Source organism: Vibrio sp. LaRot3 (genome assembly GCF_027587025.1).
In the GTDB taxonomy this organism is placed as follows: Bacteria; Pseudomonadota; Gammaproteobacteria; order Enterobacterales; family Vibrionaceae; genus Vibrio.
This window is the reverse complement of the sequence record NZ_JAPPTI010000002.1, coordinates 168,719-183,990: the sequence shown is the minus strand read 5'-3', so window position 1 is coordinate 183,990 and position 15,272 is coordinate 168,719. Positions and strand designations below refer to the sequence as shown.

General features: G+C 44.2%; 11 protein-coding genes. 5 read left to right on the top strand and 6 right to left on the bottom strand.

Annotated elements, in window-relative coordinates:
* Positions 1–30 precede the first annotated feature (30 nt).
* From OH461_RS07535 to OH461_RS07525, 3 genes are all read left to right on the top strand, one after another.
* Entirely contained in the window at positions 31–936 is a 906-nt protein-coding gene (locus tag OH461_RS07535; RefSeq protein WP_270020019.1) for a helix-turn-helix transcriptional regulator, read from the top strand.
* A 171-nt stretch (positions 937–1,107) separates the two neighbouring features.
* A complete protein-coding gene (locus OH461_RS07530) occupies positions 1,108–2,778 on the top strand; it encodes an ABC transporter ATP-binding protein (protein WP_270020018.1) in 1,671 nt (556 codons plus the stop codon).
* Positions 2,771–4,474 (top strand): ABC transporter ATP-binding protein, encoded by a 1,704-nt coding sequence (locus OH461_RS07525; protein ID WP_270020017.1) that lies wholly within the window; start codon positions 2,771–2,773, stop codon positions 4,472–4,474. The genes OH461_RS07530 and OH461_RS07525 overlap by 8 nt, the downstream gene beginning before the upstream one ends.
* Before the next feature lie 28 nt (positions 4,475–4,502).
* Here OH461_RS07525 and OH461_RS07520 read toward each other — a convergent pair whose 3' ends face one another.
* Together OH461_RS07520 and OH461_RS07515 are read right to left on the bottom strand one after the other, a co-directional pair.
* On the bottom strand, positions 4,503–6,440 hold the full coding sequence (locus OH461_RS07520) for a tetratricopeptide repeat-containing diguanylate cyclase (protein WP_270020016.1): 1,938 nt from the start codon (positions 6,438–6,440) through the stop codon (positions 4,503–4,505).
* Positions 6,441–6,589: 149 nt separating this feature from the next.
* Positions 6,590–6,832, bottom strand: coding sequence for a YdcH family protein (locus OH461_RS07515; protein ID WP_270020015.1), 243 nt, complete (start codon positions 6,830–6,832; stop codon positions 6,590–6,592).
* A 173-nt stretch (positions 6,833–7,005) separates the two neighbouring features.
* Here OH461_RS07515 and OH461_RS07510 point away from each other — a divergent pair, with 173 nt between their 5' ends.
* Positions 7,006–7,944 (top strand): LysR family transcriptional regulator, encoded by a 939-nt coding sequence (locus OH461_RS07510; RefSeq protein WP_270020014.1) that lies wholly within the window; start codon positions 7,006–7,008, stop codon positions 7,942–7,944.
* 85 nt (positions 7,945–8,029) lie between these two features.
* Here the strand turns inward: OH461_RS07510 and yiaY are convergent, their stop codons facing one another.
* The 4 genes from yiaY to OH461_RS07490 form a co-directional block, all read right to left on the bottom strand.
* On the bottom strand, positions 8,030–9,178 hold the full coding sequence (gene yiaY / locus OH461_RS07505) for an L-threonine dehydrogenase (RefSeq protein WP_270020013.1): 1,149 nt from the start codon (positions 9,176–9,178) through the stop codon (positions 8,030–8,032).
* A 390-nt stretch (positions 9,179–9,568) separates the two neighbouring features.
* A complete protein-coding gene (locus tag OH461_RS07500; protein WP_270020012.1) occupies positions 9,569–10,441 on the bottom strand; it encodes a B12-binding domain-containing radical SAM protein in 873 nt (290 codons plus the stop codon).
* Positions 10,442–10,688: 247 nt separating this feature from the next.
* Positions 10,689–11,483, bottom strand: coding sequence for an SDR family NAD(P)-dependent oxidoreductase (locus OH461_RS07495; RefSeq protein ID WP_270020011.1), 795 nt, complete (start codon positions 11,481–11,483; stop codon positions 10,689–10,691).
* A gap of 21 nt (positions 11,484–11,504) precedes the next feature.
* On the bottom strand, positions 11,505–11,810 hold the full coding sequence (locus OH461_RS07490) for a DUF1330 domain-containing protein (protein WP_270020010.1): 306 nt from the start codon (positions 11,808–11,810) through the stop codon (positions 11,505–11,507).
* Positions 11,811–12,090: 280 nt separating this feature from the next.
* Here OH461_RS07490 and OH461_RS07485 point away from each other — a divergent pair, with 280 nt between their 5' ends.
* Positions 12,091–15,261 (top strand): response regulator, encoded by a 3,171-nt coding sequence (locus OH461_RS07485; RefSeq protein ID WP_270020009.1) that lies wholly within the window; start codon positions 12,091–12,093, stop codon positions 15,259–15,261.
* The last annotated feature ends 11 nt before the right edge of the window (positions 15,262–15,272 follow it).

The window sequence follows — 15,272 nt, the reverse complement described above, 5'->3', positions numbered from 1 at the left end:
AACATTGATTTATAAATCGAAGCAATGATAATGATTATCAATCTTTGGGCGATGCCATTTGGAGCAACGTTAATGGACATTCTGGCTAACATGATTGAGCAGCACCCTCACCTTCAAGGTCAATGCGATCAACTTGACCTTAATGGGCAATGCCGCGTGCAAATCATTAACTGCAAGGCCAGCGATCAAGTTGTGCTTAATGACCCAGTTACTGAAGGGTGTTATATCAGTGTCATGGGTCGTAATGATGCGCATAGCTTAAGCTATCCCGAGTACCCTTCCGCTTCACTACAACAGCTATTCATTGCAACTTTAATACCCGACCAAAGAATTGAAGATCGTTTCGTCGTGCCCAAAGGCGGCTTGTTGCAAGCCATCCGTTTCTTTTTTCCTTTCAACGATCGATTAGGTCGTTCTTTGATAGCCCAACCTAACACTGAGCAACTCAAACCCATAGGTAGCTTCGCACAGGGTTGGCAAATGCCATTGAGTGGGCAATTACTGTCTGTCGTATCGTCTGTATGGCAATGCCAAATTCAAGGAGAAGCCAGAAAGCTATGGCTACATGGGAAGATGTTTGAAATATTGGCATTAGCCATGACTCAACAACCCCGCTTAACATTAAGCCAACGTGCATGTGCGCTAGTTGAACAGTCACCTGAAAAGAATTGGACCATTAGCACTCTATCTCGCCAACTAGCGACCAATGATTGCTATTTGAAACGAGCTTTTAAACAAGAGCTTGGTGTCGGTGTGGCAAAGTGGGTTCAGAACTATCGCATTGCTTTGGCCAAGCAAAAACTGGAAACCTCCCAACAGAATATCACCGAGATTGCTTTAAACATGGGTTACCAATCAAATAGCTACTTTACCAAGGTGTTTAAACAATATTACGGCGTCACACCTAAGCAATTTCGAGCACTAAATTCCCGATAGTGATTGGAAATTTCCCGAATTTGGCAGCCACTAATCTCTACTAAGCAGACAATATCGGCGGCGTATTTCTCGCGCGACCGTCAACACATTCGATTGCACCTAACTGCGAAAAATCTAACTTTGTCGGTTGAATCTAAATACGCCTTATTCTTTTCTGTATAAGGATATTGTATGCATCTCCATCATTCGATGACTAAGGCTCAAGCCTTCTCTGCCATGTTACGTAGTGAACCTCGTCGACTTGCTCTTTCCGTTTCCGCCGCCGTCATCACCTCGGTTGTTGAATTCGCTCTATGGCTCAGTATTTTCCTTACGGCTCAAGCCGTGTTAAACCAGCAACCTATTTATGGGCTGATCAGCTTGGTTGCGCTGTTCATTATACTTCGCTATAGCTTCTATTTAATGGCGGTGTGGCAAGCTCACCTCGTCGCTTATCATATTATGCAGCGAGTCAGACAGCACATTGTATGGGCTTTGGCGCGCATGCCTGCTCAGCAGTTGCACAAATTTCACCGAGCTGATTTAGAGAAGCGAATCAATGCCGATTGCCAGCAACTTGAACCGCTAATCGCGCACCATGGCACTGATGTTATTAATGGTTTATTGATGCCAGTTCTATTAACCGGGCTATTGTTCTACATAGACTGGCGAATCGGAATCATCGCCTTTTTACCGTTACCTTTTGCAATAGTAATTCAAACGCTACTTATGCGCGGGTTCGCTGGTAGACATGAGAAATACAATACTATCGTTGCTGCAATGCACTCTGCCCAATTAGAGTTTTTACGCAGCATCGGCGTAATGAAGCTCTTTGGGGTTGATGCTGAATCTTATCGAAAACTGTATACATCAATGCGTCGCCACAACAAACTAGTCAATGCTTATACGGCACAAATGATCACGGGTTGGGTAAGTTTTGTCACCATAGCCCAAGCGTCCTTCATACTCATCGTTCCATTTGCTATCTATTTCACAATAAGCGGTTCTATGAATCTTGCAGAGCTTACCATGGTCTCTGCGATTACCGCCGGCTTGCTCAAGCCATGGCTCGACCTCACGCAAATCATGGGGCAAGTGCAGCAATCTTCAATTGCGATTAATCGTATGCTTCCTCTATTTGGAGAGCCTTCGGCAAAGGGCGAAGATCAACCGCAAATAATCTCTTTCAACGAAGCGTTACAAAGCTTGAGTTGCCGAGATATTTGTATTGATCGTGGCGAGCGAAATATTCTTAGTCACATTAATAGTCAAATTGAACCCGGGCAACGCGTCTATATTCAAGGCGAGTCCGGAAGCGGCAAGAGCTCACTCGTTGAAGCTTTGTCGGGTTTACTCGACACAACTAACGGCGATTGGTTTATTAACGAACAATCGGTAAAAACGCTGACCGACAAACAACGCTCCCAATACGTTTCACTAGTCAGCCAACATACTCAGTTCTTTAAAGGCTCACTCAAGCAGAATCTATTGCTCGCTAGACCCTCTACAGAGTTGAGTGAACTTTGGCATATCCTGAGTTTGCTGAAACTTGATAAGCTCGTTTCCGAACTCCCAAATCAACTCGATACTGACATCGGTGAAACAAAACGAAGTTTTAGTGGTGGTGAAATGCAGCGCTTAGCTATTGTGCGAGCAATGGTAGCAAAAACACCAGTGCTAATTTTAGATGAGGCCACTGCACACTTAGACACCACAACAGAACAGCAAGTATTAAGTGCATTGCGTGACTTCGCCCCTCAACAAATTCAATTAATCATCAACCATCGCAACCATGCCGTTTCACAATACGACCAAAAATGGACGATTAAACAAGGCGCATTAATGGAGGAATGTCATGGATAAGATTCTATTTTTGCTTAAACACAGCGGAGCAAAAACGCGTCTATTTTGGATTGGTATACTAGGTAAAATGGCGACAGAGCTACTTACTGTGGTCATGTGGATAATGCTATTCACATACATCCTTTCTCAAACGTCAATTAGCCTTTTGCTGATGCTTTCGATCGCGCTTGGCGTCATTGCCCTACAATGGTGGATCGGTCAAACCGCAAAACAAAGCTTCATTGGCGCTTATCACATTACCCACCACTTGCGTGGTCAGTTGCTGTCAGATATTCGCAAACAACCCCTGTCACAACTTATCGGTAAAGGGCTTGGCGAACGGATGAAACTGGTCACGACCGATTTAAAACTGTTTGAAGATATCTTTAGTCACTTAGTGGCTGAGTTCGCTTCCGCGTGGGTGATTCCTTTGGCAATGCTCGTATTGGTCGCAACGGTGTCTATTCCCCTAGCGGCCACCATGCTCTGCTTTATCGTTTTGGCCGTCACTATTCTGATTATCGCCGAAAAGCGATTTCGTATCGCATCACAACAATATGACCATCACAACAAAGTCAGTGCCAACCAAGTCCTTGAATATGTTGCTTGCTTGCCGATGTTGAAAAGCTTTGGTAAAGCAGAACAACTCGCTCAGCCATTATCAGACACTATTGAAGAAGTAAAAGAATCCGGTTTAGGGGTTGAATGGGCGGGTGGTACCGGTGTGCTATTAGCAACATTCATTCTTGAGATGAGCTTACCTACAATCATGGCTTTAGCCGGTTTAATGGTGAGCTATGGGCTGCTCTCTTCCGCTGAGTGGTTAGCCGTAAGTTTAACCACCGTGGCATGTATTCGTCCGTTCGCACGGCTTACAATGTTCTCAGCCCTATTGCGATACTTTGTTAATGCTGCACATCGATTGCACGACCTCGCAAAAGCCCCACAACAAAATCAACAAGGCGAAATGCCGAGTCTATTCAACGTTCAACTTAATGACGTAACCCTATCCATTGATCAGCAACAGATACTCAAATCGATAAATATCTCCGTAAATCAAGGCCAGCACATCGCTTTGGTTGGGCCAAGCGGAGCAGGAAAATCGAGCATCTTGCATTTAATTGCGGCGTTCCACCAGCCTAGCCAAGGCGAAGTCTCTATTGGCGGCATTAACCTAAACCGGATGGGTACGAGTAATCTTTATCGCAATATTTCGTATGTGACACAAGATATTCAGCTGCTCGCAGGGACACTGCGTGACAACTTACTCATTGCGAATCAAAACGCGTCTACTCAACAAATCGAAGAAGCGATTTATGCAGCCGGACTCGCGGACTTAGTGAAGCGATTACCGCTAGGTATCGACAGTGAGATTGGTGAAAACGGTAGCCAACTTTCTGGTGGTGAGAGACAACGGTTAAGCATTGCGCGAGCCATTCTCCACCAAGCGCCTATTGTTCTGCTGGATGAGGCGACCTCTGCGCTTGATCGTCACTTGCAACAACATGTGATTACTACGTTGAAAAAACTGTGTGCCGATAAAACGGTCATTTCAGTGGCGCACCGACTCAATACCATCATTGATGTCGATAAAATTTATCTGATTGAAAATGGAACGGTCACTGCACAAGGTAAACATACAGAGCTTCTCAATAGCAGCCCGACCTATCATCAGCTCTGGCATACTGGAGATGCCTCGACGAGAATTGCTAGCTAAGGCATTAGCCCAAACGGTTCGTTTGGGCTTAGTCACTCATTACCGTTTGGTTTTTGCCTGAGCGTTTTGCTTCGTATAAGTTTTGATCCGCCTTACGGAAATAATCATCACTGCTGGCGAGATCTTTTGGTAGCGCACTTTGACTAATGCCTATTGAGGCTGTCATCACCAATTCACCCGCTTGAGTATGAATTGGTGTCGCACTCATCGCTCTACGAACCGCTTCAACATGCTCAAAGATATTGTGCTGATGCTTGAGCAGCATAAGAAACTCTTCCCCGCCCCAGCGAATAAGCAGTTCTTCGTCAGCGATAAACTGCTTAAATCGTTGCGCGGCTTCGATCAGCACTTCATCACCCACATCATGCCCATAAATATCATTTACCGCTTTAAAGTTATCTAAATCAAATAACACTAAGTGATATTCACAACTTTCATCAATAGCCGTTGGCTGTTTCAGCTGTTGTTGATAGTAACGACGATTGTTCAGCCCAGTAAGCTGATCGACATTGGATAGCGTTTCGAGCTCTAGGTTTTTAGAGTGAACTTTGTTGGTACGCTTGAGTAAGGTAAATAAAACGACAATCGCCAACGCCCCCCATAAGCATGCCATCTGAAAACGCAATTTCTCTTTACTTAATTTCGCTCTCGCCAATTGGTTCTGCACATCTAATAAGTCACGCTCTTGTTGAATACCTTGAGTTGCAAATGAGTGCTCTAAATCGTACACCTTGGTCAACAGTTGTTGCTTATCTTGATTGTAGTACTTCTTGTACATTTCTAGCGCACGATGCGATTCGCCCAACTTTTCAAACACTAACGCGTTATGTTTGTACGCTCTCACCAACCAGCGGCTTTGCTCGGCCGACTTAAAAATGTGAATGCTACTTTCTACACTTTTGAGCGCGGCTAGAGGCTTACCTAAACTTAACTGAGCCCTAGATAGCAACAAAACACATTGACCATACTCAAGCGGAAGCGATTTTGAATCTGGATAATTGATACACGCCATCGCGTACTTTTCAGCAGCAATAAAGTCATCTCGAAGTAGCGCGAGATCTGAGCTAGACTTCAAGTGTATGAGATTATGTCGTGGCGCCATATTGACTGCTTCATAATAGGGCAGCGACTTTTCGAACGCTTGATTCGCCTTTTCGACTTCACCAAGCTTATTGTAAATATGGGACTGATTGAGATAAATAATGTGCATGGCACGATTGTTATTTAGCTTGGATTCAAGGCTCAGTCTTTCCGCTTGTTTTATGTATTCGAGTACTTTGTCCCAGTTTTCAATATGCAGATAGAGCAACCCTAAATTATTGTGGATTGAAGCACTAAAAGAGGTTTTTCGGGTATGTTTTGACGCTTCGATACCAAGCAAAAAATAGCGCTGCGCTTCGAGTAGTTGATTGTTGGCATTGCTAAGAACGCCCGCCGTATTGTACGCCTTAGGTAAGATGTAAGTTGCGTTTAGCCCTTTCGCTAACTCAATCGCCTTAGTAATCGTTTCAAGCCCTTGATGACTTCTTCCGTAGCGTACATCGCTAATGGCATCATCGACCAACAACTCCATCTCCAACCATTTCATGTTGTGCTTTTTAGCCATCATGGTCAGTTGTTGATGGTAAGCATTTTGGTCCGAGTTGTTGTTTTGCAAAAATGCGTGATACTTAAGCAGCGTTAATCGGAACGCTTGCTCCGTCAGGGACTTTTCTCGGGGGTATTGAGCATCAATTTTCTCTAGTGTTTGCAGAAATTGATCGGGTGACGATCGCAGTTGGCCCATTAAGTCAATCAAAGCCAACCCATAATCTGAAGTTTCGAGTTCGTCCAACGGGTCGAAACCTTTCTCGGCATCTTGAACCGATAAGTCAGAGATATATTGCGGCTGAGATACCTCAATATAAACAGCAGCAGAAACTGCCGCTACTAACAATATACCCGCCAACCAGCCACTTTTGACCATTATGTCATTTACCCTAACCCTCGAAATCCCGTAAATTCTACTATCTGTTGATAAAATCAACAATAGAAACAAGAACGAATGTGCCTTTTAATAAGCATAACCCCAACGACATACTGCCTATTGGGGTCATGTTATGCAGTATTGCCTAGCTATTTTACCGCTATCACGCGTTTGTATAAGGAGTCTTTAAGTTCAGCACGGTTATGCTTTAGCTGATTCATCGCTTCATCAGCGATTGGACCACCCCTCAATTCCAAAACTCGAATTTCTTTGTCCAGGCTGTTGTATTGCTTCATGTCAGCCGCGAATGTGCTGTCAGACGAGGCGAGATTTTGAATGGTTGTTTCCATCTCTGGGAATTCATGAATCAATGAATGATTTTCACCTAACATAAGCGCTCCTTTTTACATATTTCACTTATTAATTTAGACCATCATCTGATGAATTTATAATCACATCGTTTAATTACACTTCACGCATCAACCTTGATTACCATCATTTGCATTGATTAGGTCGCTGACATAAACCATAATCAAACCAATTATCAACATCTTATTGAAAATACATGAATATCGAGCATTTGAAACTGTTTGTGCGTTTATCTAAAACACACAACATCAGTATGGCTGGACAAGAACTAGGTATCTCCCCCGCCGTTGCCAGTGCACACATTAATAAATTGGAAGAAGGCTTAGGGGTTCGTTTAGTTCATCGAACCACACGTAAAGTCTCACTCACTGAAGAGGGTGAAGCATTTTTACCTCATGCAGAAGAAGTACTTGCCAGTGTTGATGCTGCTCGTGATGCCATTGGTGTTGGTGATTCTCAGCCAACCGGAACATTAAGAGTCGCTGCTCCTGCTGCATTTGGTCGTTTACATCTGATGCCTGCGCTAAAAGGCTTTATGGATTTATACCCCAAGTTAACCGTCGATTTTCGGTTCTCTGATTCCGTTGTAGACATGATTGAAGGCGGCTTTGATATTGCCATTCGAAACGCAGAATTAAAAGACTCAACGTTAATCGCGCGTAAGCTGACTTCTGATCACCGCTTTGTGTGTGCCTCGCCTGAGTATCTAAAACAACATGGTGAACCTCAACACCCCAAAGATCTCGCCAATCATCACTGTCTCAGCCTAATGGGTATGGATGTATGGGACTTTTACGACAAAGGGGAAAAGCTCAGTGTGAAAACATCTGGCCCGTTTAGAACCGATAACGCAGACGCGATGCGTGAAGCAGCCATCAATGGCCTTGGTTTAACAGTCATACCGGCATGGTTTGCCTATAAGAAGGTCAAACAGGGTCAACTTGCGTTAGTTCTGCGTGATTACCCTCTTGCATCGGATACTGCAATTTGGGCGGTTTACCCTAGTTCGAGAATGGTCGCCCCCAAAGTAAGAGCATTCATCGATTACTTTGTCGATTATTACGGGAACCCTGCGTATTGGTGCAAAGAACTGGCTGCACATAAAGCTCAATTGGAACAGAAAGAAAGTCAGTAGATTGTCGCCTAATACAGCCAATGTTCCGTCCGTACAAAAAAGCCTCCTATTATAGGAGGCTTCGTCATACTCAAGCTCGAATCAATTACATTGCCGCTTCAAAAATCGCGCAGATTTCTTCGTGCGTTGCTTGTTTAGGGTTAGTGAAACCACAAGCGTCTTTTAGAGCGTTATCAGCAAGCGTTGCGATATCTTCAGATTTCGCGCCTAGCTCTTTAATGCCCGCAGGAATACCTACATCTTTTGCAAGTGCAACGATTGCATCGATTGCTGCGTCCGCACCTTGCTCTGCTGTCATCTCTTCTACATTAACACCCATCGCTTTCGCTACGTCACGTAGTCGCTCTGGGCAAACTTGTGCGTTGTAGCGCTGTACGTGCGGTAGAAGAATTGCGTTACAAACACCGTGTGGCAGATCGTAGAAGCCACCTAGTTGGTGTGCCATCGCGTGAACGTAACCTAGAGAGGCATTGTTAAACGCCATACCCGCCATGAACTGAGCGTAAGCCATCTGTTCACGAGCTTCGATATCATCACCATTTTCTACCGCTTTGCGTAGGAATGCTTGAATCAGTTCAATTGCTTTAATCGCGACTGCATCAGTGATAGGTGTCGCTGCGATTGACACGTAAGCTTCAATGGCATGCGTTAGCGCGTCCATACCTGTAGCTGCTGTTAGCGACGCAGGTTTTGCAAGCATAAGCTCAGGATCGTTTACTGAAATAAGCGGCGTTGTGTGCTTATCAACGATAGCCATTTTAATGTGACGCTCTTCATCTGTGATGATGCAGAAACGTGTCATTTCAGATGCTGTACCCGCAGTTGTGTTAATAGCAATTAGAGGCAGCATTGGTTTAGCTGACTGATCTACGCCTTCATAATCAGCGATTTCACCACCGTTTGATGCCACTAGCGCAATACCTTTCGCACAATCGTGCGGAGAGCCGCCACCTAGTGAAATAACGAAATCACATTGGTTTTCTTTTAACAGCGCTAAGCCGTCATTAACGTTAGAAATTGTTGGGTTAGGTTGTGTGCCGTCAAAGACAACTGTTTCAACATTGCGTTGTGCAAGTAGCTCTTGTACCTGCTTAACCATACCAATCTGGCTTAGGATTTTGTCAGTGACGATTAGACCTTTTTTGAAGCCTTGAGACTGAATACTATCAGCAGCATCTTTTAGGCAACCAGCGCCCATAAAGTTAACAGTTGGGATGAAAAATGCACTTGTCATTGGATTGCTCCGCATATTATTGGTTTATTTATTTGCGGTTAACTTTGCATAAATACCCAGACAAAAAGTTTGATGCATCGCAATTTTATACCACCAAAGCATTACATTTGCAGAAAATCGTGATCAAACACTCGTTATTTTGGCTTTTTATCAAAATGAAATACCACACATAAAAACAAGTAGCATAAATTTGCACTTACCTTAAATAAGTTACTTAAATTCATCGCGTTAAAGTAGAACAATTATTCTAAAAAAAGGAGCGCGTAGAGCTGTAGACCCCAATCATTGATTGATGGCTATATGCTATGTCACCTTCTCTTTGTGTGGGGTCGAGAAGGTGACTCGCTATTTCTAGCCAAACAATATTCGACTAGCCGAAGAGGCGCTCAATCACCAAGAAAATGTCTCAATGATGTTCTCTTTTGCCATCGGATTTTCGCGGATGGCTTGATTAATATTTGCCAAGAAAAACTCTCTTGAATCAAGCAAGAATCCTTTTTGCTGGACTAAGTTATTACCGTGGTCACCCCAATAAAAAGTATCAATATTGAGGTTTTCCAACAGATATTTTTCTTCTTCCAGAACCTGCATTTGAGTCGGCATCTTAAACTCACCGCGGTGGAGCTCTTTCTCAAGTTCAGTGCCCGGCTGAATCGCCAATGCCATAGGCGCAATTTCTTCAGGTTGAGTAAGATTTAAGATCTCTGTGGTCGCTTTGATATGTTGCTTGGTTCGCTCTTGACCGCCTAAACCAAAGATAAACGAGAGCAGAACTTCAATGCCCGCTTCTTTAGCCATTTCCATACCCTCCACCACTTGCTTAGGGGTCATGCGCTTTTTAATACGCTCAAGCACCACAGGGTCACCCGATTCTAACCCTGAATACGCCATATTTAACCCCGCATCCACCAGCTCTTTCAGCTCTGATACACTTTTACGGCGAAAGTCATTAAGGCCGCTATAGAGCGAGATCTTTTTACACTCTGGAAACGTGGTGCGCAGCTTATCAAAGATCTTTAACAGATAGTCGGTTCTTGCGGCCATCACATTGCCATCAATTAAGAATATTGACTCCACATACGGGTACATAACGCGCGCTTGTTCTATATCTTTAATGACGTCCTCAACCGGACACACTTTAAAGCGCTTATCATCAAACATGCTGCAAAAGGTACAGGTATTTATACTACACCCCAACGTGGTTTGAATGAGGATGCTGCGGTACTCCGGCCATGGTCGGTATACTTTGCCTTGATAGTTCATATTGCTTGTCTCCGGTGTATGAAATGAGCCGTACCTGCATTCAAACACGCACGCGGCATTGGTGGCTCTTACTGTTGCGAAGAGCATATGACTTAAACACTGGCTTGATAATAGAGCTTAAAAAGCAATCAGTTTTTAGTTTTTGTTGATAATAATTTAAACGCAGAAAAAAGCCCCTAGCGAAGCTAGAGGCTTTTAGATTAACCAATTTGGTTCTAATTCAATTTCGTTCCTAATTAATAGCCAACTAGGCCAACAAGGAATCTATCGCCGCGATGACTTTCATCACTTTACCGTCATCCAACGCATCGGCGTGGGGCTGAGCAAACGCTTCAATGTCATTGTCATAATATGCGCCATGAGCATTTTCAAACTCTTCAGACAATGCAGCCTTCACCAAAATATGTGCGCCTAGTCGAATATCGCCACCCGCAACTCCGTAGGCTTTTTTGACCATTTTACTGCCTAAGAAAGACTTTGGATTGACGGATACAATCATTGGGCCATGAGCACGATTTTCTAAGCCTAACATGCGCGACCACATGGTTAACGCTAGCTTGCTTTGTGCGTATGCAGGGTTATCACCCAACGTCTTTTTACCTAGCAACGCATCAACATCTACGCTGGCTTGCGCGGCTGATGATAAGTTGACCACTCGGGCATTAGTGCATAGCAAAGGCAGTAATTCTTTGGTTAGTAAGTACGGAGCAATGGTATTCACCACAAAGCGGACATCTAACCCTTCAGGCGTCACTGTTTGGTTAGTAGTAAAGACGCCAGCATTGTTAATCAGAATATCAATCCGACCAAAGCGCTGCGCGATTTCAGCTACCATGTCACGTACCGCAGCCAAGTTCGAAAGGTCAGAGACCACTGTTTCTACGTTAGCGTCTGGGTTTAACGCTGCTAGTTCTTGCTCTACGCATGCTAACTTATCTGCATTTCGGCCATGCAATACAACATGATGCCCAAGCTCTACCAGTTGCTTCGCCGTTTCAAAGCCAATGCCATCCGTTGCGCCCGTCAGTAAAATCGTTTTCATGGTCGTTTCCTGCCTCGTTGATTATGCCAAGTCGTCTTTTGCTTCAATAAGCGCATGGTGGCTAACAGACCCAGCCGTGCGAGCTCGTAAATGAGGTACGTATTCTGGGTCACTCATAAAATCAAGCGCAGCTTGCTTAGATGGCCAACCAATCACGATGCGTAACGCCGGATTTTCGCGATCACCTTCTAGAACTTGGTGATTACTTGTGCGCGCTAAGTATTGTCCACCGTGTTTGTGGACTAAGCGATTGGCATCCGCCACATAACTCGCCACCCATGAATCATCAGTGACAGTCACTTCTAGTACAGAAAAGTAAGCAAACATATTTTTCTCCATCTCGTAACCCGTTAGGTTTGAATCATTTCGATATGGCTAAAGGTTAGCAGTAACACCAAAAATGATAATAGATTGAATCGATTAATCAGTTTTTAGTTTTAGTTGATAATCCCACCACCCCACATCAACCTTGGTACTAGATGGGTTTGTCCTTTGGTATATCAACGCGCAAATTTTATAAAGTATAACTTTTGTTAACACGTTGCCGTATTTCGTTTTTTCTAGTCTACACTTTGCATATAAGTTGGCTAAATAAATGGATTATTCAATGACTAAACGGATGTCGTGGAGTGACGTATCGGTCAAATATAAATTGTTTGGCTTGGTGTTGCTGCCTATTCTTCTGCTGCTTTTTTTCGCCTTTCGTCAAATTGCAGCGCTTAACCAACAAACCGAACAACTAGAGCGCGCGCATAATTTAAGCCGCTACCTCAACCAAATATCTAGCTTGTATCAAACCAGCCATCAAGCTAACGGGCAAATACCCCCGTCCATACAACAAGAGTTAGAAACTAAGCTCGGATTAATTTTTAGTGCCAACCTTTCGCTCGCTCAGCAAGGTTTAGAAGAGCTTCTCGCCGCGAATCAAGAAATGGCGTCCATCTCAGATGCGGATGAATTGTTTGATAGCCATGAGTGGTATGCCGAGCTTTACCAAGAGCATTTAATGCAGTTAGAACGAGTTGAACTTCAAGGTGTGCCTCAAAGCGTAAGCCAAGATATTCAAGCGCTGATGCAAATAGAATGGTTGATGTTTTGGGCCAGCGAAGAAAACCGCCTAAGTCAAAGACTAAGCTTTAACCAATTAGCAAATGGCGAATACGATCAAGACCTACAATCGAGCATCAGACAACTAGCTCAACAGCAGCAATTGTTTGTTGAACGCTTTGTCACACTGAATGCTAACTCCGCTCAAGTAGAACGGATGGTTAAAACGTTCAGCAGCCAAGCATTTAGTGATAGCCAACAATTTCGCCACCAGCTTCTCTCTCCACAAGAACTCGCAACCCTCAATAACCAACAAGTCAGCATGGGAGTGTTTGCGCTCACCTCACGTCTTGAGTTACTGCGTAAGCTTGGTGTTTCTATCGAAGCTGAGTTGACCAACGGCATCAACATGGCGATAGACCAAGCACAAACGCAACGTTTGATCTTTGTGGGCTCAATTTCAGTCATTACACTTTTGGTGGCTGGCCTTGCAATCAGTTTGGCCTCGCGGGTCACCAATAATTTGCATAAAGTCCTCGCGTATCTCAGCGCGCCTGAAAATGAACAGCAAGCGCCTCTTACTGACAGCATCAAAGGCAATGATGAACTCAGTCAATTCGCACGAGAAGTTGAAAGGCTTACTATCGAACGGCAACAAGCCAGTGAACGATTACTCAAAGCGAAAGAAGATGCTGAACAAGCAAAAGAGGATGCCATTCAAGCCAGTAAAGCGAAAAGCAGCTTTTTGGCGAATATGTCCCATGAAATACGCACACCACTCAATGGAGTGATTGGTATTTCAGAAGTGCTGGGAGATACCGACCTAAGCGCCACACAACGCGATTATGTCGACACAATCGAAACCTCTTCCCAGCTATTACTGAGTCTAATTAACGATATTCTCGACTTCTCTAAAATCGAATCTGGCATGTTGTTGATTAGCCATCATCCAACCTGTGTTCGTGAAACCATTTACGATATTGCTTCTGTCATTGCGCCAAAAGCAAAAGAAAAACAGCTCGACTTGCAAGTCCATATTAGTCGCAATACCCCGTACAAAGTGGCGATTGACGACCACAGACTACGCCAAATATTGATGAACTTTATGTCCAACGCAGTCAAGTTCACTGAGAAAGGCAGTGTCGAACTTAGAATCGACACCATAGAAACTAATGCCTCAGATACTAATAACAATAAAGCCACCATTGAGTTCTCAGTCAAAGACAGTGGCATTGGTATTGATGAGCAACAACAGAAGAAGATTTTTGAACCATTTTCACAAGAAGACGAGTCAACCACACGTCAGTATGGCGGTACAGGTTTAGGTCTTGCCATTAGCACCCAGTTGGTTGAACTGATGGGCGGAAAGATCCAACTTGATTCCGTCAAACATTTGGGCAGTCGTTTTTACTTTCAGCTGGAACTGGATGTTGAAGAGAGTCACTACAAAACTAAGCAAACCAACAACACTCTGCACTTAGTCAGTAGCGATGAGTCACTCAGCAAACTCATCAGTGACGATCTCGCGTTTTACGGTATTCAACATTGCCCACAATACACCAGTATTGAACAGTTCAACCAAGCCATAGAGCTAACTCAAGGGCAAACGCTTCTTTATATCGAAGCCGAACCAAATTGCGCTAGTAAACTTACGCCTTGCTTCAACCGCCTGACTGAGCAACAAGTGAACGTTTGTATTGTTCGCCATTTCAACAGCGAAGGTTTTGATTTTGCCAACGCGATAAAAGCGTTAGTTACTCGACCTCTGCTCGGCAAGCGCTTACTCAAAGCAATTGAAATGGCCAAAAACTCTAACCCTTTACCAGACGATGCTACTGCGCCCGTTGGTCACTGTCATTCACGGATATTGATTGTCGATGACAACGCAGTAAACCAAAAAATCGCTAGCCTGCACGTCAGTAAAGCAGGTTATGAATTCGATTTGGCCGATGATGGCCAGCAAGCACTGGATATGTACTGCGCCGAGCCAGACCGTTACGCGCTTATCCTGATGGACTGTATGATGCCTGTTATGGATGGTTTTGCCTCAACGAAAGCAATTCGTGCTTATGAACTACAAACCCAAATAGAGCAACCCATCCCAATTATCGCGCTTACCGCCAGTATCGTGGATGACGATATTCAACTCTGCTTTGATGTCGGTATGGACGACTATGTATCCAAGCCGTTTAAAGCAGAAATACTTCGCGAAAAAATTCAAACCAGCGCCTTACTTCCTGTTGGGGGTGTAAGTACAAATCACGCTACTCAAACATTCGACAAGCCACCAGTCGAAAGCGCAATCAAAGCGAGCGAGCCAAAGACGCATAACACTCCCCCGTCAGAGGTAAACACAAAGAGTGAACGCGTATTGCTGGTTGAAGACAATCGTGTAAACCAAAAAGTCGCTTCCGTCATGTTGCAAAAAGCGGGCTACCAGTTCGATATTGCTGATAATGGCCAAATAGCGGTTGATATGTACTGCGCGGATAGCAGCTTTGATGTGATCTTAATGGATTGCATGATGCCGATAAAAGATGGCTTCCAAGCCACAGAAGACATTCGCCGCTACGAGAGTGAATCGGGCATTGGTAAAACACCTATCATCGCATTGACCGCCAGTGTTGTAGATGACGATATCCAACGCTGTTTTGATTCTGGTATGGATGCGTATGTGGCGAAACCGGTACGAAAAGAAAAGTTAATTCAACAAATTGAAGACATCATCTAACTTGGCAGTGA

Excerpts from the sequence above, each read along its gene's own strand:
- OH461_RS07490 (WP_270020010.1), bottom strand. The coding sequence starts at position 11,810 with ATGTTTGCTTACTTTTCTGTACTAGAAGTGACTGTCACTGATGATTCA.
- OH461_RS07500 (WP_270020012.1), bottom strand. The coding sequence starts at position 10,441 with ATGAACTATCAAGGCAAAGTATACCGACCATGGCCGGAGTACCGCAGC.
- OH461_RS07510 (WP_270020014.1), top strand. The coding sequence starts at position 7,006 with ATGAATATCGAGCATTTGAAACTGTTTGTGCGTTTATCTAAAACACAC.
- OH461_RS07520 (WP_270020016.1), bottom strand. The coding sequence starts at position 6,440 with ATGGTCAAAAGTGGCTGGTTGGCGGGTATATTGTTAGTAGCGGCAGTT.
- OH461_RS07485 (WP_270020009.1), top strand. The coding sequence starts at position 12,091 with ATGACTAAACGGATGTCGTGGAGTGACGTATCGGTCAAATATAAATTG.
- OH461_RS07530 (WP_270020018.1), top strand. The coding sequence starts at position 1,108 with ATGCATCTCCATCATTCGATGACTAAGGCTCAAGCCTTCTCTGCCATG.
- OH461_RS07525 (WP_270020017.1), top strand. The coding sequence starts at position 2,771 with ATGGATAAGATTCTATTTTTGCTTAAACACAGCGGAGCAAAAACGCGT.
- OH461_RS07515 (WP_270020015.1), bottom strand. The coding sequence starts at position 6,832 with ATGTTAGGTGAAAATCATTCATTGATTCATGAATTCCCAGAGATGGAA.
- OH461_RS07535 (WP_270020019.1), top strand. The coding sequence starts at position 31 with ATGATTATCAATCTTTGGGCGATGCCATTTGGAGCAACGTTAATGGAC.
- yiaY (WP_270020013.1), bottom strand. The coding sequence starts at position 9,178 with ATGACAAGTGCATTTTTCATCCCAACTGTTAACTTTATGGGCGCTGGT.
- OH461_RS07495 (WP_270020011.1), bottom strand. The coding sequence starts at position 11,483 with ATGAAAACGATTTTACTGACGGGCGCAACGGATGGCATTGGCTTTGAA.